A 24,273-nucleotide genomic window follows, 5' to 3' on the forward strand; every position below is an offset into this window, starting at 1 on the left:
ACCCCGGCGGCCCGCCGGACCGGTATTCTAATGGCAGCGTCGCTCCACCGGCCGTTCTCACCCTGCGGGCGGTAGCGTTAATTCTTGCTTTCTAATACGGAAACCGGTCTTCATTGCCCGGCCGTCGTTAATTTTATGCACAGTTTGACCTTTTATCAAAATTCACCCTTGATCTGTAAACACCCCCATGGAAGTAACTCCTGTCCCTGCATCGCATAAGTTCTTGCAAGGCGGCGGCCGTATGGGTGGCTATATCCGGGACTTTGATTGGGCCGGTACGCCGCTGGGCCCCGTGGAAAGCTGGCCGCAGGCGCTCCGCTCCGCGCTCAGCATCTGCCTTAACGCCGGCTTCCCCATTGCCATCTATTGGGGGCCGGAACTGATCCTCCTTTACAACGATGCCTGGAGTCCCATTCCCGGCGACAAGCACCCCGGTGTGCTGGGCTGTCCCGCACACGAAGCCTGGCCGGATATCTGGGATACCGTAGGGCCCCAGTTTGAAGCCGTACTCCGGGAAGGGCGCTCCTTCCGCTCCACCGACCAGCTGCTGCCGATGCATCGCTTCGGCTATACCGAGGAAACCTATTTCGACTATAACCTGTCGCCCATCTTCCTGCCCGACGGCTCGGTGGGCGGCGTTTTCAATGCCGGCATCGAAACCACCTACCAGGTGGTGAACGAGCGGCGCAACGCGCAGCAGCACCACCTGCAGCAGCAGGTGAACGCGGCCCGCACCGAGAGCGACACCTGGAGCGCGGCCATGGCCGCCTTTGGCCAGATGCCCCTCGACCTGCCCTATGTGCTGCACTACAGCACCGATGGCGATGCCGAGCCGCAGCTGCGCGCCGCCACCGCTCCGGTGCAGGCACCACGGGTGTGGCCCTTCCGCGAAGTACTGCTATCCGGCGCTTCGCTTGCCGTGAGCACTCCGCCCGTTCAACTGGCCCATGGCGCCTGGCCCGAAGCCTGCACCCAGGCCCTGCTGGTGCCGCTGCGCCAGGGCACGGGCCGCGACCAGCACTTCCTGGTGTTCGGCATCAGCGCCCGCCGCCGCCTCGACAAAAGCTACCAGCAATACCTCGAATCCCTCGCCCTGCACCTCTCGTCGGCCCTGCAGCAAAGCCGCTCCGCCGAGCAGGAGCTGCGGGCCCGCCGCCAGCTCGAGCAAAGCGAGGACAACCTGCGCCGCCTCTTCATGCAGGCACCCATGGGCATTTGCATCCTCCGCGGCTCCGAGCTGTACGTGGAGCTTGTCAACGATGCCTACCTCGCCATCGTGCAGCGCGAACGCGGCCGCTTCGAGCACCGCCCCATCTGGGAAGGCCTCCCGGAAGTAAAAGACCAGGGCTTTGACCTGCTGCTGCAAAACGTGCTCCGGACCGGCGAAGCCTTTATCGGCCGCGATCAGCCCGTGCAGATTTATCGCAACGGCGCCGAAGAAACCATCTACGTCGATTTTGTATATGAGCCCCTCCGCGCCGGCGATGGCACCGTAGACCGCATCATGGCGCTGGTGATCGACGTGACCGACAAGGTACTCGCACGCCAGGAGATTCTCAAGACGGGCGAGCGCGCCCGCCTTGCCATCGGGTCGGCCGACCTCGGCACCTTCGACGTCAATCTTATCACCAACGAGATCGTCGCTTCCACCCGTATGGCCGAGATCATGGGCGTAGAGCATACCGACGACCGCTCGCGCTACGTATCGGCCATCCACCCCGATGACCTGCAGACCCGCACCGAAGCCTACCGGCGCGCCTACGAAACGGGCTACCTGCAATACGAGGGACGCGTGCTGTGGAAAGACGGCTCCGTGCACTGGATCCGCGTAAAAGGCCGGGTGTTTTCCGGCGACGACAACAAGCCGCAGCAGCTGCTGGGTGTGGTACAGGATATCACTGAACTGAAAGACTTCGCCGCCGAGCTCACCCGCCAGGTAGAGGAGCGCACGCAGGCGCTGCAGGCCGCCAACATGGAGCTTGAGCGCCGCAATGCGGAACTGGAGCAGTTCGCCTACGTGTCGAGCCACGACCTGCAGGAGCCGCTGCGCAAGATCCGCCTCTTCACCAACGCCATCCTGGAGCAGGAAGGCGACAAGCTGAGCGCGCTGTCGCGCGGGCGCTTCGATAAAGTAGTCGCGGCCACAGAGCGCATGAGCCGTTCCCTCCGCGACCTGCTGGAATACGCCTCGCTGGAGCGTCGCGAGGAGCGCGAGCCCGTCGACCTCAACGAGGTGCTGCGCCAGGTGCAGTCCGACCTCGAGCTGCTGCTGCAGCAAAAAGAAGCGATGATCTGCACCGACGCGCTGCCTACGCTGCCGGCCATCCCGCTGCAGATGCACCAGCTTTTTTACAACCTCGTAAACAACGCATTGAAATACGCGCGTCCTGACGTGCCGCCGCGCATCACCATCACCTGCATAAAACACGACGGCCGCTACGAGATCCGCGTAACCGACAATGGCATCGGCTTCGAGCAGCAGAATGCGCAAAAGATCTTCACCATCTTCCAGCGCCTCCACGACCGAAACTCTTATTCGGGCTCGGGTATCGGCCTCGCGCTTTGCAAAAAAGTAGCGGAGAACCACGGCGGCTCCATCCGCGCCGAAGGGCGGCCGAATCAAGGGGCGACATTTATCGTCACCCTTCCTGTCTGACCTCACCCCCGGCCCCGCTCCGGGACGGAGAGGGGTGCCTCTGTTCAACATGCATTACTGTCCGATACGTTCCTCTGATTGAGCTTAAAGAAAAAGAGCGGATGCCACAGGCATCCGCTCTTCATTTCAATATTCATTATTCCTTATTCGCTGTTCGATATTCAACTCCCCTCTCCCCAGGGAGAGGGGCCGGGGGTGAGGTTTACGCGCGGAGAAGGCGGGAGGATGCAGTCATTCCACACGACTAAACTTCTCCGTCCGCCCCAGCAACGAAAACCCGATATACCCCCGCACGTTCATCACTTTGTTGTTGTCGGTGAGCCACAGCTTGCAGCTATAGGTCTTGCCGCTTGTGGGGTCGTAGATCTTGCCGTCCACCCACTCTTTATCATCGGCATCGTAGGCGAAGCCGGTGAACAGGTTGATGCCGACCAGGTCGCGGCTGCGGAGGGCGGGGTCGGGGTTCTTCTCGTCTTTTTTGCCCGGCGTCTTGCCCCAAATGAGTTTGCCGAAGTACTTGCCGCTTGTTGCCTTAAAGACCTCGATCTGGCCGTCGCGCTTGGGCGTCCACCATTTGCCGACGGCAGCGTCCTGGGCGGTGGCGGCGATGGCGCTGGTGAGGATAGCGAACGAGACAAGAAGGGCTTTCATGACGGATGATTTGCTTGAAGTTAAAGGCAATAAATAAGAAGGCAAAGATGAAGAAGCGTCTTTCACCGCAAAGAAAAAAAGGGGCTAAGGGTTTCGCTAAGTTTTTACTTTGGTTTGTCGCAAACAAAAGGTCCCGCCTGATGGCGGGACCTTTCAAGTGTATTCCTTAGCGTATCGCTTTTTCAACTTCTTTCTTTGCGGTGAAAAACGCTTCTTTCCCTTCAATACCTTATTTCCCGATACGCTTCATCATCTCCTCCGGGTACCGTTCTCCCGCCGCCACGCCCCTGGGGGCGATGCGCTCGAGGACCTCGAGCTCCTCGGTGCTGAGGGTCACATCCATGGCGCCTACGTTTTCCTCGAGGTAGGGGAGGTGCTTGGTGCCGGGGATAGGGAAGATGTCGTCGCCCTGGGCCAGCACCCAGGCGAGGGCCAGCTGGGCCGCCGTACAGCCCTTCTCGAGGGCGAGGCTTTCGATCTTGCGCACGAGCTCGATGTTCTTATTGAAGTTTTCGCCCTGGAAGCGCGGTGAGTGACGGCGGTAGTCGTCGGGGGCGAAGTCGTCGAAGCTTTTGAACTGTCCGGTGAGAAAGCCGCGGCCGAGGGGACTATACGCCACCAGCGAGATGCCGAGCTCGCGGCAGGCTTCCAGCGGACCGTCTTCGGGGTCGCGCGTCCACAGCGAGTACTCGCTTTGCAGGGCCGTGATGGGGTGCACCGCGTGGGCTCGGCGCAGGGTGTCGGCGCTCACTTCGGAGAGGCCGAGGGCGCGGATCTTGCCTTCGTCGCGGAGCTTTGTCATCTCGCCCACCGTGTCTTCGATGGGAGTGTTGGGGTCGAGGCGGTGGAGGTAGTACAGGTCGATCACTTCCACGCCGAGGCGCTTCAGCGAGCCCTCCACCGAGGCGCGCACGTATTCGGGGCGGCCGTTGATGCCGCGCTTCTGCGGGTCGGCCGGGTCGCGCACGAGGCCGAACTTGGTGGCCAGCACGATGTTCTGGCGGAAGGGCTTGACGGCCCGGCCCACGAGCTCCTCGTTGGTGTGCGGGCCGTAGGCATCGGCCGTATCGAAAAAGGTAATGCCGCGCTCATAGGCCTTGTGGATCACCAGCACCGACTCTTCGTCGTTGGTACTGCCATAAAATTCGCTCATGCCCATGCAGCCAAGGCCGAGGCGCGAGGCATGGAGCGTGGAGTTGCCGAGTTGTCTTGTACGCATAGAGAGGTTACGCTTGAAAGCAAATTATTGCAAATTCTTCGCCGGAAGGGTGCGAAGTAAAACAAGAGTTTTTCACCGCGAAGAAAAGAAGGGGCTAAGGTGATACGCTAAGTTTTTATTTGGATGATACCCGGTAACAAATAAAAGTCCCGCCGTCAGGCGGGACCACTATCCTTAGCGTAATAACTTCTTTTCTTATTCTCTTCGCGGTGAAAAACTCTTCTTTCCCTTCTCCACCTTATTTCGCCATATCAATCTTGATCTTCCTTCCCTTCAGCTTTTCATCCTTGATGTCGCTCAGCACGCGGCTGGCCGCACTGCGGCGCACGGCCACGAAGGCGGCATAGTCTTTCACCTCGATGAGGCCGATGTCTTCTTTCTTAAGGCCGCCTTTCTGCGACAGGAAGCCCACGATGTCTACCTTGTTGATCTTGTCTTTTTTGCCGGCGGCTACGTAGAGGGTGGCCCATTTCGGCTTCTCGGGTGCGGGCGCCTCGCGGTCGATCTCGAGCGGTGTTACGGGCTCGGTGATGAAGTCGGGCACTTCCTCGTCGGGGGCCAGCAGCAGCACGGCGGTGCCGGAGGCTTCCACGCGGGCCGTGCGGCCGTTGCGGTGGGTGAAGGTGGCCGCCGTGTCGGGGAGGTGGTAGTGGATGATAAAGCGGATGTGCGGGATGTCGAGGCCGCGGGCCGCCAGGTCGGTGGTGACGAGGAAGGAGGCCGAGCCGTTGCGGAACTTGGCCAGGGCGATCTCGCGGTCGCGCTGCTCGAGGGCGCCGTGGTACCACACGTGCGATACACTCTTTTCGGCGAGGAAGGCGCCGACGCGCTCCACGCTCTCGCGGTGGTTGCAGAAGATGATGGCCGGCCCGCGGCCCACGTAGCAGAGCAGCTCGTAGAGCGTCTCCAGCTTGTCGCGGCCGTCGGAGCGAAGCGACTGGATCAGCAGGGCCTCGGGGCGCTCCGGTGTTTCGGGGATGAAGTCGATGGTCCTGGCGTCGCTCATACCCACGAAGGCGGGGAGCTCCTCGCCGCGGGTAGCCGAGGTGAGGAGGCGCCGTTCCAGGTTGGGCAGCTGCGAAAGCACGAACTCGAGGTCTTCCTGGAAGCCGAGCTCGAGGCTCTTGTCAAACTCGTCGAGCACGAGCGTGTGGATGGTGTCGGGGTCGATGTTTTGGCGGCGCAGGTGGTCGCCGAGGCGGCCGGGCGTGCCCACGATGAGGGCGGGCGCTTCGCCGGCCATGCTGGTCTCCTCGATCTCGCGCTTGTGACCGCCGTAGCAGGCCAGCACCTTGAGGCCGGTCTTCATCTTGCGGAACACCTCTTCGATCTGCAGCGCCAGCTCGCGGGAGGGCGTCACAATAAGGGCCTGCGTGCCTTTCACGCCGGGCTTGATGCCGCGCAGCAGCGGCAGCAGGAAGGCCAGCGTCTTGCCCGTGCCAGTGGGCGAGAGCAGCACAATGTTGTTATGCTCCTGCGACTGGAAGAGCACGTCTTCCTGCATCGGGTTGAGCGCTTCGATATTGAGGTTGACCAGGTACCTGGGGAGGTCGAAAAGGGGGGAAGACATGCGGCGAAGGTAACTGGAGTTTGGTGAAACGGTTTTGCGACTCAGGTGATGAAACGAAAACACCGCTGGCCGGGCAAGCATTAGCAGGGCATTAAGATGCGGTGATTATCCATAATCCCGGCTAAGAGGGAGGGCTTAATTCTCCGAAAGTCCGCCGCGCAAGCTCATCGGCGCGTTTCTTTATCGTATTTTTAAAAACAGAACCATACTGCACCCGATGAATACCTGCCTTTCCGCTTTTTCCTGTCATTACCGGCTTCGCTTCAATACCAGCTGCCTTTCGTCCTTCAGGCTGCGCCGTTGGTAAGGGAGTTCCCTGCCGCTATTGCCAACGCGTTAATTTCAGGAACCTTTCCATACCGAATTGAATATGTTCAGCCCGCAACCATCAACACAGGATATACTCGAAAGCATCTCCGACGGCTTTGTATTTTACGACAGGGACGGGATCGTGCAATACTGGAACCGCAGGGCCGAAGAATTCCTCGGCATCCCCCGCTCGGAGATCATCGGCCGCAATCTCTGGAGCTGCTTTCCCGAAGAAACCGGGAAGCTTTTTTACCAGCGCTATGCCCGCGCCCTCGAGTTGCAGGAGCATGACGTTTTTGAGGGCTACCTCGGGCGTGCCGACCGCTGGTTCCTGGTGGATGCCTACCCGTCGCCGGGCGGCCTCGGCATCTTTTTCCGCGATGTGACCGAGCGCCACAACCGCGAGCGCGAGCTGGAGGAAACCAGGGCCCGCTTCGAGCTGGTGCTCCAGGCCACCCATGAAGCCATCTGCGATGTGGATCTGGTGCAGCAGCACACCTTCTGGCACGGCGATAACCTGCGCAATCTGTTCGGCCACGACCCTTCTGTTTCGGGCACACCCGAGCGCGCCTGGCTCGACCATGTGCATCCCGACGACCTCGAACGGGTGCTGCGCGAATACAACGATGCAATAGCAAATGGCGCGGACGGCTTTGCCACGCGCTACCGCTTCCGCCGCGCCGACGGAACCTACGCGGTGGTGCGCGGCCGCACCGTCATCGTACGCGATGAAGCCGGTGTCGCCGTCCGCGCCGTGACGGCCATGGAAGATGTGACGGCCGAAGAAAAAAATATCCACCTGCTCCGCCAGCGCGAGGCGGAGTTCCGCCTGCTGTTCGACAACGCGCCCCTGCCGCAGTGGATCTTCGACCGCGATACGTTCCGCATCTTAGACGTCAACGAGGCGGCGCTGATTGAATACGGCTATACCCGGGAGCAATTCCTCGGCCTCACCCTGCTGGACCTGCGCCCGCCCGAAGACCGCGCGGGCTTCCGTGAATTGGTGGAGCATATTCAGGACGAAAGGAAGAATTGGGCAAACCTGCGGCATGTGCGCAGCGACGGCAGCATCCTGCACGTGGAGGTGCATGCCGCGCCGGTGCAGTTCCGGGGGCAGGCCGCGTCGCTTGCCACGGTGAACAATGTAACCCGCTACCGCGACGCAAAACAGGCCCTGCGCAAAAGCCAGGAAGACTACAAGCGCCTGTTCAACAACGCCCCCCTGCCGCAATGCATCAGCAGCTGCGACGGGCAGCGCATCATCGAGGTCAACGAGGCGGCGACGGCGCTGTATGGCTACAGCCGCGAAGAGCTCCTGGCGATGTCGGCCTTCGACCTGAGCCTCCCCGAAGATCATGCGGCGCTCCGCGAAGGCATCCGGCTGGTGCTGCGCACCGGCTCGCTGAAAACCCTTTCGCGCCACCGCGTCAAAGGTGGCGCCCTCATCATCGTGGAGGTCAACGCGGCGCTGGTGGACTATGAAGGCGACGCCTGCCTCATGGTCACCATCAACGACATCACCTACGAGCGCCAGCTCGAAGAGAACATCACCGCTCTCAAGGTGTCGGCGCAGAAGATGGTAACGCGGGCCCAGCTCAATGCACAGGAAGAGGAGCGCGCGGAAATAGGGCGCGAGCTGCACGACAATATCAACCAGCAGCTTACCTCGGTAAAGCTGCACATCGGGATGGCCCGCAGCCGCCCCGACATGGCCCCGGAGCTACTGGCACGCACCGAGGGGCTGGTGCAGGATGCCATCAACGGTATCCGGGCCCTTTCGAAAAACCTGGTGCAGCCCCTCTTTGGCGAAGAAGGCCTGCCGCAGGCCCTGGCCGAACTGTGCGCCAGCTTCGAATCCACGGCCGGCTTTGCCGTGACGCTGGAAGTGTCGGCCACCGTTGACGATCCCGAGCTGGCGCTGACCCTGTACCGCGTGGTGCAGGAGGCGCTCACCAATGTAAGCAAGTACGCCGCCGCCAGCCAGGTGCGGGTGGCGTTGGCAGAAGTGCAGGGTAACCTGCGCCTGACGGTGGCCGACGACGGCCGCGGCTTCGACCCCGGCATCCGCGGCAAGGGCATCGGTCTTATCAATATGGAGCGCCGCATGGACCTGTTCAACGGCCGCCTGGAGATAACGGCCGCGCCCGGCCACGGCTGTACGCTCACCGCCACCCTGCCCGTGCCGGGTGCCGACGGTGGCGCCCTCTTTGTGGCCATCGCCGAAGACGACGCCGACGACCGCGAGCTGCTGGAGCTCGCCTTCCGCGAGCTGGTGCCGCAATGCCGCCTCCATTTTGCCGGCAACGGCATGGAGCTGCTCGAGCACCTCCGCGCCACCACCGACGTCCCCGACCTCATCGTGATCGACCAGAACATGCCCCTGCTCAACGGCATCGACACCCTGCAGGCCCTCGGCCTGGAGCCCCGCTTCCGCCGCGTGCCCAAGGTGCTCTACTCCACCACCATCCGCTCCGAATACCGCCGCGGGGCGTACGCTGCGGCTTATATCGAGAAATCGCACAATCTGGCGGGGATTAAGAATAGTGTGCGGCAGATGTTGGTGTTGGTGCGGGGGAGGCGGTAGGGGGCTTTCCCAGTGGTTCGCAGGAATCGGGTTACTGATTTGTTGTCGCTAGCGGTAAGTCAGTGAATTTCGTACTATAATTATGTGTGCGAAACAGAAAGGAATTTGCATGCTGGTGTTGGTGGCAAAAAGGGCTTGGTAAGTTCGTATGATCCGTCAATTGGTGATATTGATTTTTCCAAAAGTATTGAGTTGACTCCGTCAGGTGCGGAACACTATTATTGGTGTATTAATGATACCGACTATGCACACACTATGTTAGAGGTAACCCCCATAACTGATAGAATACTTTTCCGGCAATTCTCAGATGAATATTATCATCCTCGAACAAAGTTTGAGATCACTATTAAGTTCATTACTTATTTAGAGAACGAGGATATGGCTTATTGCAAGGTTCCTGACCATGTTGCATATAATGGACAAAAGTTTATTCGGAAACGGCTAGATTGGCAAAAGCAATTATTAGAACGAAACAAAATTGCAGGGTCTGAAGGCGGGTTTCGTCGTACAAAAAGGACAAAACCGTACTCTCGATAAACGTCATCGAAAGAGTCGTTCATTATGTACATGTACAACATTTTAATTTGTAGGTATTGTTAGGTTTGACTACCTTAACCCTCAAGCCGCTATTGGCCCTAAACCACAAACTACCGCTTATGCCACGTAGCACAGAAACCGGCAACGCCGTCAACCTCGGTAAGTTCGCCTCCACGGTTTCGATCGTCGAATCACTCGGCGCCACCTTCACTCCAGTAAACGAGATCATCCAGAAAGACAAGTTGCAGGCGTTCTTCAACGAATGCAAGGCGGCTCACGAGCGCGTGGCCTCGGCTCAGGACAACTACGACCGGGCCGTGAACCGGCGCAGGGACCTGTTCAAGTCCCTGAAGCGTACGGGCACCCGCGTGGTCAACGCTTATATTGCCGCGGGTGCCGCGCCCGGCGATGTGGAAGACATCCGCGCCATCAACCGCAAGCTGCAGGGAGAAACATCCCGAGCCGTGAAAGATCCCGGCTCCGACGAAGCGGCTAAGCGTGCTTATTCGACCTCGCAGCAAGGCTTCATCAACCAGGCCGACCACGTTGCCGGTCTTGCGGCACGCTGCGCCGGGCTCCGCGGCTTTGCACCCGCCGATGCCGACATCGACTTGCCCGCGCTGCAAACCCTGGTAGCCCAGCTCCAGGACGCCAACAAGGCTGTTGATACGCTGGCCCAGGAGTTCCGCTCCGCCCGCGAAGCACGCACCCGACTCTTCTACGACGAAGAGCGCGGCATGGTAGCCCGCAGCCAACTCCTCCGATCTTATTTTAAAAGCCGCAAAGATGGTGGCGATCCCCTCAAAGGGATCCAGTTCCGCACCGTTCGCTGACCGCTGTTTTCTGGTCTCGTACAATGATTGTTTTGGTTAAGCCCGCTGGTTCCCCGGTGGGCTTTTTGTTTGGCCGGCTTTCAGGCACCCATCGCCGTTACGGTGCCCGTTGCCCGAAACGCATTGCCGGAATGTGCGGACGCAACGCCCGGATTTCGTCATCACCGGCCCGTATTTCTACCGGCAGCGCCCGTTCGCCGCGGCGCAGTGCCCGAACAGGAGGGTGCAGTGCCCGTTATTGCCAACGCACTGACCGGATTTCCGGCTGCAGTGCCCGTGGACGCGGTACGACTGCCAGAATTTCAGGGGACAGTGTCCGTACGGGCGGGGGTAGCGATGCTGGAAAAGGGTACAGTGCCCGTACAGAAAGGAGCAGTGTCCGTGTGGAAGGGAGTAGGGGCGCTATGGGAGGGGACAGTGTCCGTGCCGGTGCGTGCAATGCCAAATGAAGAGGGATCAGGTCTCTTCAGGGTAGGGGCGTTGAGGAGGTTTTAAGAGTTTCTAAGAGGTTCCGGGGTTCTGGGTTTGTTTTAAGGAAGTTTGGGGTGCTGCGGATTCCGCTGACGCTCGCAGGCAAAATTTTCTCCCGGTCGTATTTTTACAAGAAGAAAAACGTCGTGCCGTCGCGTCGTCGTGTCTTCGTGAATAAGGCCGCCTGCGGCCGGCATGTGTCGGAAGTAAGCATAGGGACAAAACCGGAACGGAAATAAAAAGGGGAGCAACGCTCCCCTTTTTGTCTTCCTAATAACCGCGGTAGTAGCCGCCGTTGGCCGTGTTGCCGCGGCCGTTGGCGTAGTAGCGGTCGTTGAGGTCGCGGAGGCGTTGCTGGCGCTCGCGCTCGATGGCGGCGAGGGCGTCGCGGCGGTCGCGGGCCCGGAGGCGGTTGTCGCGGCGCACATAGTCGGCACGCTCATCGTAGCTGCGGTTAAGCGCCTGCACCTCGCGCTCGTAGCGGTCGCGCTCGCTGTAGGATGCGTTGCTGCCGTAGCTGCCCTTGTTGTTGTAGGCGCCGCCCTTGCCGTAGCCGCTGTTTTTGCGGTCGCAATCGCGCTTGTCGCTGCGGTCGTTGCGGTCGCGGTCATAACGGTCGCGGTCGTTGCGGTCGCGGCCATAGCCATCGTTGCCGCGCGATTCGTAGCCGCCGCGGTTGTCGCCACCCAGGATGGCGCCGGCGGCATTGCGGGAGTTGCCCTGGGCGGAGGCGGTGCCGGCAACAGCCAGCAGGAGGAGACCCATCATCAGGTTCTTCATGTTCGGAGTTTTTTTGAGGTTAACAACGAAGGCGATTGCCTTCGTACTACTAGACCCAAGCACGGCCGTTGCGTTTACGAAGGAGGTGTTAAAACCCCACCCCCGGCCCCTCCCCGCTTGGGGAGGGGTGAAGCTACCACCAACTTGCTCGCGACAGGCTGTCTAACTAATTCATAGCAGGGCCGCCCGTATTTCATCGAGCACGGCTGTTATCCGGGTTTCTACTGCTTCGTTTGAAAAACGCAAGACCCGGAAGCCGAGCCCGGCTAACTCGGCGTCACGATCCCGATCAAGTTCGGGTTGATCACCTTCCTGGTGGTAGCCGCCATCGACTTCAACAATCAGTTGCCGCTCGAGGCAGGCAAAGTCTACGATAAACCTACCGATAACCGGTTGCCTTCGGAACTTATTCCCGCTTACCTGGCGACGCCGGAGCTGCTGCCAAAGCAGCCATTCGGCATTTGTAGGTTGCTTACGCATGGAACGGGAAAACCCGATCCTGTTTCGAAATTGAACCGGCGATGCGTGGTAGCAACGGCGGCGATGCTCTGAATTTTTCATGCCGTAAACCACGTAAAACAGCAAATCAAAACCCGGGGCATATCAACGGCCTTTCTTGTTGTTTTTCTCCTCATTAAAAAGCTGCCTTTCCTTCCCCCCTCCCCATGCGGGGAGGGGCCGGGGGTGGGGTCTGGTCCGTCCCTAGCTTTGTTTCCCGATTATGAAAAACGCATTCAACATACCCTTATCCGTTCTCGATCTCGCCACCGTGGTAGAGGGCGAGGGCGTCGCCGGCGCCTTCCGCCGCGCGGTGGCCGGCGCGCAGGGGGCCGAGCGCCTTGGCTGCACCCGCTACTGGTTTGCCGAGCACCACAATATGGAGTCGGTGGCCTCCGCCGCCACCAGCGTGCTCATTGGTCACGTGGCCGGGCATACGGAGCGCATCCGCGTCGGCGCCGGCGGCATCATGCTGCCCAACCACGCGCCGCTGGTCATCGCCGAGCAGTTCGGCACCCTCGAAGCCCTTTACCCCGGCCGCATCGACCTGGGCCTCGGCCGCGCCCCCGGCACCGACCCGCTCACCGCCGGCGCGCTGCGGCGTAGCCTGTCGGGCGGCGATGACTTTCCCAACGACGTGGTGGAGCTGCTCCGCTACCTCGGTCCGCAGGAGCCCGAAGCACGCGTGCGCGCCATCCCCGGCGAAGGCTCCCACGTGCCCGTGTGGCTGCTCGGCTCCAGCACCTACAGCGCGCAGCTGGCGGCCATGCTGGGACTGCCCTTCGCCTTTGCGTCGCACTTTGCGCCCACCTACCTGCACGAGGCGCTCGCGCTGTACAAGGCGCGCTTCACACCGTCGCAATATTTGCGGGAACCCTACGCCATGGCCTGCGTGGGTCTCATCGCCGCCGACACCGACGGGGAAGCGGAGCGACTCGCTACCTCGTTCTACCAGCTCGTGCTCGGCCTCATCCGCAATAAGCGGCGCCCGCTGCAGCCACCCACCGACAGCCTCGAAGGACTTATGACGCCCGCCGAGGAAGCCGCCGTGGCGCAGTTTACCCGCTATGCCTTCGTGGGAAGCCCGTCTACGGTGCAGCAGGAGCTCGGTGACTTTATTGCCGAAACGGGCATCCAGGAACTGATGGTCACCAGTCATATCTACGGGCTCGAAGAGCGCAGCCACTCATTGGAATTGGTGGCGCCGCTGTTTCAGCCCGCATCTTAATAATTCAAAAGAAGCAACAGCAAGGAAATGAAAGCGATCGTATTGAACGGCGCCGGCGGCACCGACCGCCTGCAGGTAACGGAAGTGGAAAAGCCGCGGCCCGCCGAGGGCGAGCTGCTGGTGCGGGTGCGCGCCATCAGCGTCAACCCCGTGGATATCAAAACGCGCAAGGGCGGTGCCTTCTACGCGCAGCTGGAGCAGCAGGGCCCGGTGATCCTGGGCTGGGATGTGTCGGGCTTGGTGGAAGCGGCCGGCCCCGGTGCGCAGCGGTTCAAGGTGGGCGATGACGTATTCGGCATGGTGAACTTTCCCGGCGCGGGCAAGGCCTACGCGGAATATGTAACGGCGCCCGAAGCGCATTTCGCCCGCAAGCCGGAGCATATTTCTCACGAGGCCGCCGCGGCCACTACGCTGGCGGCCCTCACCGCCTGGCAGGTGCTGGTGCACGAAGGCGGGCTGCAGGCCGGCCAGCGGGTGCTGGTGCATGCCGCCGCCGGCGGCGTGGGGCACTTCGCGGTGCAGATCGCGCGGGAGCGGGGCGCCACGGTATACGGCACCGCCTCGGAGGCCAACCATGAATTCGTACGCGGGCTCGGCGCCGCGCTGGTCATCGACTACCGCTCGGAGGATTTCCGCGATCGTCTTAAGGACATCGACCTCGTGCTGGACCCCGTTGGCGGCGAAACGGCGCTGCGCTCGCTCGACGTGCTGCGCCCCGGCGGGCAGTTGATCTCCATCGTCGGCGGCGCGAAAGAACCGGTTGCTACCACCGCTACGGAACGAGGATTGACAGCCCGTAACTACCTCGTGCACTCGAGCGGCGCCGATATGGAAGCGCTCGCGCGGCTGATGGCGGATGGCAAGCTGGTACCCACCGTCGGTCATGTAGTCCCGTTCGGGGAAATGGCAGCCGCCCACGCGCAGGTGGAGTCGGGGCATACCCGCGGCAAGGTGGTATTGACGCTCCGGTAGCCGGGCGCACGCGGGGCATGCTGAAAAAGCCGATCTTCGGTATCCCTTAAAACTTACTGCATGTACCCGCTCCGTATCCTGGCCTTCCTGTGTGGCCTTAGCCTGCCGGCAGCCCTTTGCGCCCAAACTTATTGCAGCCCCCCCGCGTCGGCCTGTGGTTCCAACTACCACATCAGCAATGTGCGCATCGGCACCATCAACAACAGCACGGGCTGCAGCGCCTCGGGCTATGGCGATTACAGCAGCAGCGTCGGCGCCGCGGCACTCAACGCGGGCAGCAGCTACAGCCTGCAGGTGTCGCAGCTTGCGGGCAGCGCCGCCATCGGCGCCTGGATCGACTGGAACCGCAACGGCACTTTCGAAACGGGCGAGTATACCGCGGTGGGCTCGGGCAGCGCCAGCTTTTATTCGGTCACGATCGCGGTGCCGGCTACCGCTGCCGGTGGTGTCACGCGTTTGCGCGTACGCCGGAGCGTTGGCGGAACGCTGGCAGCCGGTGATGCCTGCAGTGTCATCACCAATGGCGAAACCGAAGACTACAGCCTGAATATCCTGAAGCTCTCGCTCACCTTCACCGCCTTTCCGGATACGGCCTATGCCCCGGCGATCACGCTCACCGCCACCATTCAAAGCCTTAACCCGGCACAGCCCGTCGACGGGGCCGCCGCCAACGCGCCCCGGCTTTGGGCGCGTGCCTATGGCGGCGCCACCTGGACTGCTTTCGCCGGTACGCTGAGCAGCGGCACGGCCACCTCCGGCTCCTGGAAGTTTGCGCTCGCGCCCGACGCGATCGGTCTTACCCGCAACGGCTGCGACTCGGTGCAGTTTTACTTTGCCGCCCAAAACACGGCGTCGCCGGCCAACGTGGTGACGCTCCCCGCGGGCGGCGTGCACATACAGACGTCGGTAGCAGGCACCGCGCCGGCTACGCTCTACGGCTTCCGCACGCGCCCGCAGCTGCGCGATACGCTCCTGGTGGGCAACACCGGCTGTCGCTTCGGCACCACCTCGCTCACCAACACCGGCGGTCTCTTCGAGCAGATCAACAGCAAAGGCCTCAGCGGCAACCTCACCGTGCTCATCGCCTCCGACCTGTCGGAGCCGGGCTTTACAAAACTGCGCGGCGCCAAACTCAATGGCTACAGCCTCACCATCCGGCCCCTGGATGCCACGCTGCGTACCATCGCGTTCATTACCAACAGCAACCCCTCGCCCAACGGCATGACGATCCTCACGCTTGACAGCGTGCACCGCTTCGGCATCGACGGCAGTAATAACGGCAGCGGCCGCTACCTGCTTTTCCGAAATATCATCAACTACAACAACTGGGATACGCTCTCGGCCATCCGTCTTGTCAACTCGTGCGATACGGTGGCCATCGTCAACAGCATTTTTGAAACGCAGACCATCAGCGCGCAATGGAACAACGATGCCGGCATCTGGCTGCGCAACGGCAGCAACCGCAACGTGCTGATCTACGGCAACCTTTTCCGGAAGGCGCCCGGCGTTTATTATGCGCCCTTTCACCAGGTGCTCAGCTCGGTGGGCAGCAACCAGGCCATCGTGCGCCGCAACGAGTTCAACAACTTTTCGGGAAGCGGCGTGCTGGTCAACTCCGGCTCCGGCTGGATCATCGACAGTAATCATTTTTACCGCAAGGGTGCCGAAGGGTCGTCGCAGTGGGGCGCCACGGCGGCCATCCGCTTCTGGGGTTCCGGTCACCAGGTGCTGCGCAACTGGATCGGGGGCAGCGCGCCTTTCGCCGCCGATTCGGCCATGACCTTCCGCGTCAACCGCGACTCCGTGATCGGCATCGACCACCTGGGTCCCATCAGTGCCACCGGGAACCTGATCGAAGGCAATGTCATCAACAACATCCTGATCACCACCAACGAAGTGGGCGGCAGCTTCGGGGCCTACTTCTGCGGCATCCGTGTTGCGGGGCAGGCAGCGGTGCGGGGCAACCGCGTGGGAGCCACCACTGGCTATGGAATCGACGCCATGCAAAAGCAGATCGATGGCATCTCGCTCATGGTGAACAGCGATTCGCCCATAGAAGACAACACCGTTGCCGGCATGACCACCAACCGCGGCGGGCCGATTTCGGTGCTCTCCTGGACGCTGATGAATGGCATCATGGCGGCCTCTGGCGGAACCAGCCCCCTCATTATCCGCAACAACCGCATCTACAATCTCTGGAACAAGGAAAATTCGGAAGCGGCCACCAGCACCGACGTCCGTTCCACTGTGGGGATCCAGTTCTATACCGGCGGCGACGCGATCGTGGAAGGCAATGAGCTGCATACCATCCGTGTGAGCAAAAGCTATAGCTGCGGCATCGGCATGTACGCAGCCCATGGCGCCGGCAGTGTCCGGATCCAGCGCAACCGGATTTATGACTTCATCAACGACGACACCTGGAACGATGCGGCCGAAAGCCGGCGCAACGGCAATATCGGCGGCATCGTGCTGGAAAGCTTCAGCAAGCCGGTATACATCGTCAACAACCAGGTGGCGCTCACCAACGGCGGGCTGTCGCTGCCCGTGCGGATCCGCGGGGTGGTTGTGCGTTCGGGTTACCCGGGAGCGCAGGTCGGGATCTACTACAACAGCATTTACCTGGGCGGCACGTCTTCGCTCAACGGCGCCAGCGCGCTCTTTTCCACGGGCAATAGTGTTGACGGGCGCGTCTACAACAACCTGCTCTGGAACACCCGCAGCGGCGGCAACACCACGCACCTGGTTCACGAAAACCAGTGGACGATGGGGGACGAGACATTCGCCACTTTCCGCTTCAACAATAATCATTATGCGGTGAGCGATACGGCGTCGGCCTTTCGCTGGAACCTGTTTGAGCCGCCCGTTGGCTGGGCTGCCTGGAAGCGCAACCTCGGCTCCGAAGATTCGAGCTATTGCAAGCCGGCGGCGCAGGCGCTGACCGCGCTTTTTGTCAACGCAGCCGTCGGCAACCTGGACATCAACAGCCAGCACCCGCTCGCCCCCGAGCTCAATGAAAAAGCAAAGCCGCAGGCCGGCATCGCCGACGACTTCGGCGCGCTCAATGTGCGCAACACCGGCAGCGGCACCTCCGACATCGGCTCCGACGAATTCCTGCCGGGTGTTTCCACCGCACTTCCGGCAATCAGTGCCGCTGCCGGCTATAGCTCCGGTCCCAACCCGGCCCGCGACGTACTCACTTTGCGCAAGCCGCCGGTCAGCGGCGACGCCATCATGACGATCACCGCCTCCGACGGACGGGTGCTGCGCAGCCTCGCCTTCCGGGGCAGCAGCCTGCAGGTGCAGTTGGCGGGACTACCCGCCGGAACCTATTTCGTAAAGGTTATTGGTAAGGATGGCCGGAAGCTGCAGCAAACGATCGTGCACTATTGATGATCAGGCTTTGATGCCGCAAGGGCATACAACAGAAAGCCCCGGAACCAGTGTCCGGGCTTTCTGCTTACAGGCAGGCTGCGTATTATTTCAAGCCGCCAACGGAGCCGCCGGGCTCCTGCGGTGCCAGCACTTTTTTGCGGAAGCGCTCGTTCATCTCCACCGGCAGGTGTTGCCGGATGATGGTTGTCAGCGCATCCACCACCTTGCGGCGTGCGAAGTGCTGCTGGGTAACGATCGAGATGGCGCGCACCGGCGCGGGGTTTCGGAAGGCGCGTACCTGCTGCTTTTGCTTTGCCGTGAGGCCACTCAGCGCCAGCTCGGGCAGGATGGTGCTGCCGCCGTTGGCATCCACGAGGCGGAGGAGCATTTCGATGGAGCCCGTTTCAAACTCGAGGCGGCGTGCTTCCTGCCGCGGCAGGTGGCAAAGTTGCAGCACCTGTGCGCGCAGGCAGTGGCCTTCCTCGAGCAGCCACAGGTTTTGCGGGTCGATATCGGAAGGAGCGAGGGTTTCTTTCTTTAGTTGTTTCTCACCGGCTGAGGCGTACACGAAGAAGCGCTCGTGAAAGAGCGGGTGCTCTACCAGCTGCGGCCGCTCCAGCGGCGTGGCCAGCAGGCCCGCATCGAGCCCGTTTGATTCGAGGCGCGCAATGAGCTCCTCGGTGGTGGCCTCGCTCACCTTCACCTGCAGGTTGGGATACTTCGCCATCAGCGCCGGCAGGAAGCGCGGCACCAGGTAGGGTGCCAGCGTCGGGATGATGCCGAGGCGCAGCTGCCCGCTTACCTCGCCCACGGCTTCGTGCACGAGGTCGGGGATGCGGCGGGCCTCCTGCAGCACGCGCCGCGCATGCGCCACCACCTCGGCGCCGAGCGGGGTGGGCGACACCGGGTGCCGGCTCCGGTCGAAGATGCGGATGCCCAGCTCCTCCTCGAGCTTTTTCACCATCATGCTCAGCGTGGCCTGCGTAACATAACAATGCGCGGCCGCGGTTACAAAGTGGCGGTGCGTGTCGATGGCGACGATGTATTCGAGTTGCTGGAGGGTCATGGCGGGTGTTTGAGGGGGATCGGAAGAACGCAGATCTGCGTATTCCACTCAGTGGAATCAGCGTTCCTGCTCTCCCGCCGCAATATAGACAAACCTTATCACATAGCCGGTTGTATCGGTTTGGTCAATCGGCAGGCGCCATCCGCGGCTCATCGCTAACCCGCATCGGTGCAGAATTTGCTGCGATTCGTGCATTGTGAACCATTGAAAAAACATCAACTATGGCAGAGCACAACCAGGATCAATTCAACTACGGCCGCAGGCAGGACAGCGGTAGCTATGGCCAGTCCGGCGGCTTCCAGGACAAGTGGATGCGCGGCGAGGAGGACTATCCCGATCGTGGCGAGTATCCCTACAACCAGCCCGGCGGCAGCCAGCAGCAATACGGCAACGCAGGCCAGCGCCGGCAGGGCGGGCAGCAGCAGTCGGGCGATGATCAGCGCTTCCGGCACCAGGAGCATAACCGTCCCAACCCCGGCGACTCCAGTCAGCCCGGCAGCCATTACAACGACCAGCCGCAGGGCCAGCACCTGGGCTTCCGTGGCGCCACCCGCGGTCAGGATTTTTATGAGCAGTCGAACTACGGGCAGCCCAACTACGGCATCCAGCAGCGCGGGCAGGATTTTTACGAGCAGGGCGGGCAGCAATACCGCAACACCAATTACGGCGGCTACGAGCAGCATCAGTCGCATCGTGGCGACCAGCGTTTCGGCAACCCGGTATACAACCAGGGACAGCAATACCCCGAGCCGTGGGAGCGGGCGCCGTATGCACCGCATCATTACGGAGGCCCGCAGCCCGGTAGCCAGCAGCATTATAGCCTGGCCGGTTACGGGCCGCAACAGCCAGGTGGCTATAACTTCCACCCCGACGAAGGACAGCACCGCAATCCCTATTTCGGCGTACAGCAGCCGGCATTTGCCCATCACCCGGGCGGCTTCCGCGGCCGCGGCCCGCGCGACTACCATCGCTCCGAAGAACGCATCCGCGAGGACGTATGCGACCGCCTCACCGATGACGACTGGCTGGATGCCTCGCACGTGCAGGTGCAGGTGCAGGGCAACGAAGTGATCCTGTCGGGCGAAGTGAACAGCCGCGAGGAGAAGCGCCGTGCTGAAGATGTGGTGGAATCGATCTCGGGCGTACAGCACGTTGAGAACCGCATCCGTGTCAACCACCAGGAAGGCCGCGGCACCGGTTACGATCGTCATGTGTCGCAACACCAGTATACCGGTGTGGCCGATACACCCGGTAAGATCGGCAACGAGTCGGGCACGACCAACGAGGTCATCCGCAACGCCGGTGCACGCAACAACGCCGGGCTCGATCCCAACAATACGGACCGCCCGCGTACACGCAAGCGCAGCGACAAGGGTAGTCACAAGGAGCCGGGCGCATAGTCTGCCGGTCGGATAAGAAATGTCCCGCAACCGCGGGACATATGTTATTTCGGATCGCGTTTCTGTTTTTCCGGCAGCATGATCTCGAAGCGGGCGCCATTGCCCGGTGCGCCGATAGCGGTAATGGTGCCGTGGTGACCGTCGATGATCTTCTTGACGATGGCGAGGCCGACGCCGGTGCCGTCGTATTGCTCGCGCGGGTGCAGGCGGTGAAACACCTCGAAGATTTTTTCCGACTGATCGGGGCGGAAGCCGATCCCGTTATCGCTATAAATGATGCGGTAACCGGGGCCGGTGCTTGTTTGGGCAGGCTCCGCGTTAATGGTGATGACGGGCTGTCGTCCCGGCTCCACGAACTTAAGCGAGTTGCTCACGAGGTTTTGAAAAACCTGCCCGAGCTGCAGCGCGTTGCCTTCGATGGTGGGCAGGCGCGACAGGTGCAGGGCCGCACACTTCTCGTGAATGGCCAGCTCGAGGTCGTCGCGGATTCGGTCGATGAGTACGTTGAGGTCGACGGACTCCGAGGGGACTTCGTTGTTGGAGATCCGCGAGAAGGCGAGGAGGTCGTCGATGAGTCGGATCATCCGGGTGGAGGACTCGACGATGTTATTGAGGTAGCGTTCCGACTTGCTGTCGAGATTTTCCTTCAGCTTGTCCTGCAACATGCGGCTGAATACGGAAATCTTGCGCACCGGTTCCTTCAGGTCGTGCGACGCGATGGAGGTGAACTGCAGCAGGTCGTAGTTGCGTTGCTCCAGTTCGGCCGTGCGTTCGCGCACCTTTTCCTCGAGCAGCGCCAGCGCCGCTTTCTCCTGGTGACGGAGCTCTTCCTGCACCCGCTTTTCTTCGGTGGTGTCGCGCGCTTCGATGACGGTGCCACGCGGCACGCCTTCTTCGATGATCGGCGACGCGATAAAATAGACGGGAAAGTAGGAGCCATCTTTCCGGATGAAAACTTCCTCGCCCTGCGTTTGCGACTGGGTGGGCAGCGCGCGGTCGATGGCGGATTCCTCGATGGGGTAATGCCGGCCGTCGGGGCGGGTGTGCTTGATATAGTAATGCAGGGGCTTCTCCTGCACTTCGGCAAGCGTGTAGCCGGTAAGGGTTTCCGCTGCCGGGTTCATATAGGTGCAAAACTGGCGTTCGTCCATCAGGAAGAGCGCCTGCATGGTGTTATTGGTGATGGTTTCAATAAGCAGGTTGCTGCGCTGCAGCAGCTGCTCCGAATTCTTGCGCCCCGTGATGTCAGTAAGCGAGCCGGCGAAGCCGCCGAAGGTGCCGTCGCGGTTGAAGTAGGGGCTGCCATGGGTGGAGCACCAGCGTACCTCGCCGCTGCGGCGGCGGATGCGGAAGTCGGCCGAAAATACCTGCCGCTTGCGGAAAGCTTCGAGAAAGCTTTGCTGCACCCACTCCCGGTCTTCTTCCACCACGGCATGCACCCAGCCCACGCCCAGGTGGTCTTCAGGATTTCCGCCCACCCAGTCGGTCCAGGTGCGGTTGAGATAGATCGTGCTGGTGGCCGCGTTGGTCATCCACAGCACCACCGGCGAAACGGAAGTAATGATGTTGGAAAGCTCCTCGCTTTTTTCAAGGGCTGCCTCGGCCTGCCGGCTGGAGGTGATGTCGCGCACCACCGAAAGCACGTGGGGCTTGCCGCGGAAGATGAAGTTGGCTCCCTGGAATTCGGCTTCGAACTCGGAGCCGTCTTTGCGGATCCGCTGGTTGGTGCCGGAATATTGCCGTCCGGACAAGGCGAGCTCCTTCAGGATCTGGAAGTCTTCCGGGTTTTTGAAAAGCAGTCCTGCGTGTTGCCCGATGAGCTCGTCGTAGCTGTAGCCGAAGATGCGGCAGGCCGACGGATTCGCTTCCACGATGGTGCCGCGTTCGTCGTAGATGATCATCGAGTCGAAAGTGGCGTTGAAGATGCTGGCGTATTGCTCTTTCTGTTCCAGCAGGCGGGCTTCGATGCGGTTGCGCTCTTCGAAAAGGCGGGCATTGCTCATGGCGATGGCGGCCTGCAGGGCCAGGCCTTCCACGAGCTGTTCCGATGCCTCCGTAAATACGCCCACTTCGGGATGGCCGAAGAAGAGTCCGCCGATGCCTTCGCCGGTGATGGGGTTGACCACCGGCGTGGCCAGGTAGCTGCGTACCGGCAGGTGGCCGCGCGGCATGCCGTGATAGGGCGGGTTCTGCCCGTAATGCGGCTGCGCCGTAACGTCGTCGTAGCGTACGGTGCCGCGTGCCGCGAAGGTGGGCTCGAAGATCTTGGTGTTGCGCGGCATCGGGAACTTGGAAAAGGCCTCGCGGGCTACGCCCGAAATCGTATAGAGCACGTACGACTCGCCGGCCGCGTTGGTGACATTGTAAAAAAAGGCGCCGAATTGCGCGCCCGACAGCTCCGTACCGATATCGGTTACCCGCTGTACGACTTTCTCCAGGTCGATCTCGGCGCTGATCGTCCGGCCTGATTCCAGCAGGAGCTCGAAAACGGTTTTAGTTTCCAATTTTTGTCAAGGGTTGAGGTGGCTAAACTACTAATTTTGCGAACACTACACCGCGCCCCGGGCGCTAACAATCAAACCCTTACCCTTTGCCCTACAAACAAGCACTCCGCATACTTTTGGTTGATGACGACGCTACTGACCGCGAGCTTTTTTCCGAAGCCCTGCAGCTGGTGGCACCGCAGCACCAGCTCATCGAAGCCGGCAACGGACAAGAAGCGCTTGCATTACTTGAGGGCGGTGCTGCGCTTCCCGACCTGGTGCTTCTTGATCTGAACATGCCGGTAAAGGACGGGCGCGAAGCCCTGCTGGATATCCGCCGCAACCCGGCCCTGCGTTGCCTTCCGGTATGCATCCTTTCTACCTCCAGTGCCCACTTCGACGTGGAGCGGGCCTATGCCGATGGTGCCAGCCTGTTCCTGGTAAAGCCCCTCGAATACGCACAGCTGAAGGGCCTGATTGAAACCCTGAGCACGCTGTTCACCCGCTTTGCCGTGCTGCCCTGATGCGAACCGGCATGGTATTTCGGCCCTATGCTGAAACGTAATTTCCTGGCAAAGAACAACGAGCGCAGCGACCGGCAGCGCAGCAACGACAATTCCACGCAACGCAGCAGCAACCGGAAAGGGGATACGTCGCGCACCTCCAATGCGGGCCGCAATGAGGCTTCGGGCGGACGCACCGACACCAACAACAAGGGACAGGTTAAAGGCGGCAGCGAGCGCATCTGACCCACGATTCTTTAACGGACACAAAGCCCTGCGGGGCTTTTTTTGTGCCGGGTCTTCCATTCATAGCAGCAATCGCCCGTTTCGCATAAAAGAATGGCAGCCCGCCGCCGCGCCGGATAATTTAGTGCAAAACGAAACCATGAAAAGACTGGCAACCCTGCTGCTGCTGCTGACGGCATTGCAGGCCGGCGCACAGGCCGATACGATCGATACCCGCCGCGGCGGGCTGCTTACAAAATACCTGAAGGCGGGCAAGGCTTCCTATGTGGTGTACTTTACCGATAGCGCCAGTGGCCGCCGTATTTCTTCGGCCGATATCTGGGACCGCGGCATCGAACTGCACGACTCTTTGGGCCGGCAGTGGTACCGCTTCAGCTGGCAGGTGTGGCGCCGCGATTCGCTGGCCGCCGACGTCGTATCTACCGGCGCTGTGGCGCGGATGCAGCCGCTGGCGCACGAGGCCGAGTATAAGGGCCGCGGGCATTTCGGCTATGTGTTTGATAACGGTGTGGTAACGGTGCCGCCCCGCTGGCAACGCACGGCAAAAGACAGCACGATGAATGTGCGCGTAGACCCGCCGGGCTTCGCGTTCCCGATGGACCTGGAGCTGTTTCCCCTGCTGCCTTTCAAAAAGGTCGGTCAGGAATTTCAAATGGCTTTTTATGAACCCGGCTCGCCGAAGTCGGATTACTACAAGCTGACCGTTACGGGGCGGGAGGACCTGGCCTTGCCCGGCGGCGCCCGCGTCAATTGCTGGCTGCTGCGCATCGACTATGGCCGCGGCACCTCCGCCACCTTCTGGATCGCGGACAAGGAGCGTGTTGTGCTGAAAATGCAGGAGGCATTCCGCGGGCGCTACCGCTACAAGGTGCGGCTTTATTGATGGCCCGTAAAT

18 protein-coding genes are annotated in these 24,273 nt (G+C 61.3%); 11 read left to right on the forward strand and 7 right to left on the reverse strand.

Features of this window, described 5'->3' with window-relative positions; translation table 11 throughout:
• Window positions 1-187: 187 nt before the first annotated feature.
• The gene (locus EPD60_RS10625) at window positions 188-2,656 is read left to right on the forward strand and encodes a sensor histidine kinase (RefSeq protein WP_131449426.1); all 2,469 of its coding nucleotides are present in this window, start codon (window positions 188-190) and stop codon (window positions 2,654-2,656) included.
• Window positions 2,657-2,887: 231 nt separating this feature from the next.
• Here the strand turns inward: EPD60_RS10625 and EPD60_RS10630 are convergent, their stop codons facing one another.
• From EPD60_RS10630 to EPD60_RS10640, 3 genes are all read right to left on the reverse strand, one after another.
• A complete protein-coding gene (locus EPD60_RS10630) occupies window positions 2,888-3,307 on the reverse strand; it encodes a DUF2147 domain-containing protein (protein ID WP_131449427.1) in 420 nt (139 codons plus the stop codon).
• Window positions 3,308-3,536: 229 nt separating this feature from the next.
• Window positions 3,537-4,526, reverse strand: coding sequence for an aldo/keto reductase (locus EPD60_RS10635; protein ID WP_131449428.1), 990 nt, complete (start codon window positions 4,524-4,526; stop codon window positions 3,537-3,539).
• 238 nt (window positions 4,527-4,764) lie between these two features.
• The gene (locus EPD60_RS10640) at window positions 4,765-6,096 is read right to left on the reverse strand and encodes a DEAD/DEAH box helicase (protein WP_131449429.1); all 1,332 of its coding nucleotides are present in this window, start codon (window positions 6,094-6,096) and stop codon (window positions 4,765-4,767) included.
• A gap of 370 nt (window positions 6,097-6,466) precedes the next feature.
• Between EPD60_RS10640 and EPD60_RS10645 the strand changes: the two genes are divergently transcribed.
• From EPD60_RS10645 to EPD60_RS10655, 3 genes are all read left to right on the forward strand, one after another.
• Window positions 6,467-8,989, forward strand: coding sequence for a PAS domain S-box protein (locus tag EPD60_RS10645; RefSeq protein WP_131449430.1), 2,523 nt, complete (start codon window positions 6,467-6,469; stop codon window positions 8,987-8,989).
• 84 nt (window positions 8,990-9,073) lie between these two features.
• Window positions 9,074-9,526 (forward strand): hypothetical protein, encoded by a 453-nt coding sequence (locus tag EPD60_RS10650; RefSeq protein WP_131449431.1) that lies wholly within the window; start codon window positions 9,074-9,076, stop codon window positions 9,524-9,526.
• Window positions 9,527-9,645: 119 nt separating this feature from the next.
• The gene (locus EPD60_RS10655) at window positions 9,646-10,359 is read left to right on the forward strand and encodes a hypothetical protein (RefSeq protein ID WP_131449432.1); all 714 of its coding nucleotides are present in this window, start codon (window positions 9,646-9,648) and stop codon (window positions 10,357-10,359) included.
• Window positions 10,360-11,100: 741 nt separating this feature from the next.
• Here the strand turns inward: EPD60_RS10655 and EPD60_RS10660 are convergent.
• The gene (locus tag EPD60_RS10660; protein ID WP_131449433.1) at window positions 11,101-11,610 is read right to left on the reverse strand and encodes a hypothetical protein; all 510 of its coding nucleotides are present in this window, start codon (window positions 11,608-11,610) and stop codon (window positions 11,101-11,103) included.
• A 171-nt stretch (window positions 11,611-11,781) separates the two neighbouring features.
• Entirely contained in the window at window positions 11,782-12,090 is a 309-nt protein-coding gene (locus EPD60_RS10665) for an endonuclease domain-containing protein (protein ID WP_207896610.1), read from the reverse strand.
• Window positions 12,091-12,331: 241 nt separating this feature from the next.
• On the opposite strand from EPD60_RS10665, the gene EPD60_RS10670 reads away from it, so the two are divergent.
• Genes EPD60_RS10670 through EPD60_RS10680 form a run of 3 tightly spaced genes read left to right on the forward strand, consistent with a single transcriptional unit; the run spans window position 12,332 to window position 17,698 of the window.
• Window positions 12,332-13,336: an LLM class flavin-dependent oxidoreductase gene (locus EPD60_RS10670; protein ID WP_131449435.1), complete on the forward strand. Its 1,005-nt coding sequence runs from the start codon at window positions 12,332-12,334 to the stop codon at window positions 13,334-13,336.
• A 27-nt stretch (window positions 13,337-13,363) separates the two neighbouring features.
• A complete protein-coding gene (locus tag EPD60_RS10675) occupies window positions 13,364-14,308 on the forward strand; it encodes an NADP-dependent oxidoreductase (RefSeq protein ID WP_131449436.1) in 945 nt (314 codons plus the stop codon).
• A gap of 60 nt (window positions 14,309-14,368) precedes the next feature.
• Window positions 14,369-17,698, forward strand: coding sequence for a GEVED domain-containing protein (locus EPD60_RS10680; RefSeq protein ID WP_131449437.1), 3,330 nt, complete (start codon window positions 14,369-14,371; stop codon window positions 17,696-17,698).
• An 85-nt stretch (window positions 17,699-17,783) separates the two neighbouring features.
• Here EPD60_RS10680 and EPD60_RS10685 read toward each other — a convergent pair whose 3' ends face one another.
• On the reverse strand, window positions 17,784-18,746 hold the full coding sequence (locus tag EPD60_RS10685) for a hydrogen peroxide-inducible genes activator (protein WP_131449438.1): 963 nt from the start codon (window positions 18,744-18,746) through the stop codon (window positions 17,784-17,786).
• Window positions 18,747-18,967: 221 nt separating this feature from the next.
• On the opposite strand from EPD60_RS10685, the gene EPD60_RS10690 reads away from it, so the two are divergent.
• The gene (locus EPD60_RS10690) at window positions 18,968-20,146 is read left to right on the forward strand and encodes a BON domain-containing protein (protein ID WP_131449439.1); all 1,179 of its coding nucleotides are present in this window, start codon (window positions 18,968-18,970) and stop codon (window positions 20,144-20,146) included.
• Between the two features lie 44 nt (window positions 20,147-20,190).
• Here EPD60_RS10690 and EPD60_RS10695 read toward each other — a convergent pair whose 3' ends face one another.
• Window positions 20,191-22,650, reverse strand: a complete 2,460-nt coding sequence (locus EPD60_RS10695; RefSeq protein WP_131449440.1) for a PAS domain S-box protein — start codon at window positions 22,648-22,650, stop codon at window positions 20,191-20,193.
• Window positions 22,651-22,736: 86 nt separating this feature from the next.
• On the opposite strand from EPD60_RS10695, the gene EPD60_RS10700 reads away from it, so the two are divergent.
• From EPD60_RS10700 to EPD60_RS10710, 3 genes are all read left to right on the forward strand, one after another.
• The gene (locus tag EPD60_RS10700) at window positions 22,737-23,153 is read left to right on the forward strand and encodes a response regulator (RefSeq protein WP_131449441.1); all 417 of its coding nucleotides are present in this window, start codon (window positions 22,737-22,739) and stop codon (window positions 23,151-23,153) included.
• 27 nt (window positions 23,154-23,180) lie between these two features.
• A complete protein-coding gene (locus tag EPD60_RS10705; protein WP_131449442.1) occupies window positions 23,181-23,378 on the forward strand; it encodes a hypothetical protein in 198 nt (65 codons plus the stop codon).
• 139 nt (window positions 23,379-23,517) lie between these two features.
• Entirely contained in the window at window positions 23,518-24,261 is a 744-nt protein-coding gene (locus EPD60_RS10710) for a DUF3108 domain-containing protein (RefSeq protein WP_131449443.1), read from the forward strand.
• Window positions 24,262-24,273 lie beyond the last annotated feature (12 nt).

This window comes from Flaviaestuariibacter flavus (assembly GCF_004337505.1).
In the GTDB taxonomy this organism is placed as follows: Bacteria; Bacteroidota; Bacteroidia; order Chitinophagales; family Chitinophagaceae; genus Flavisolibacter; species Flavisolibacter flavus.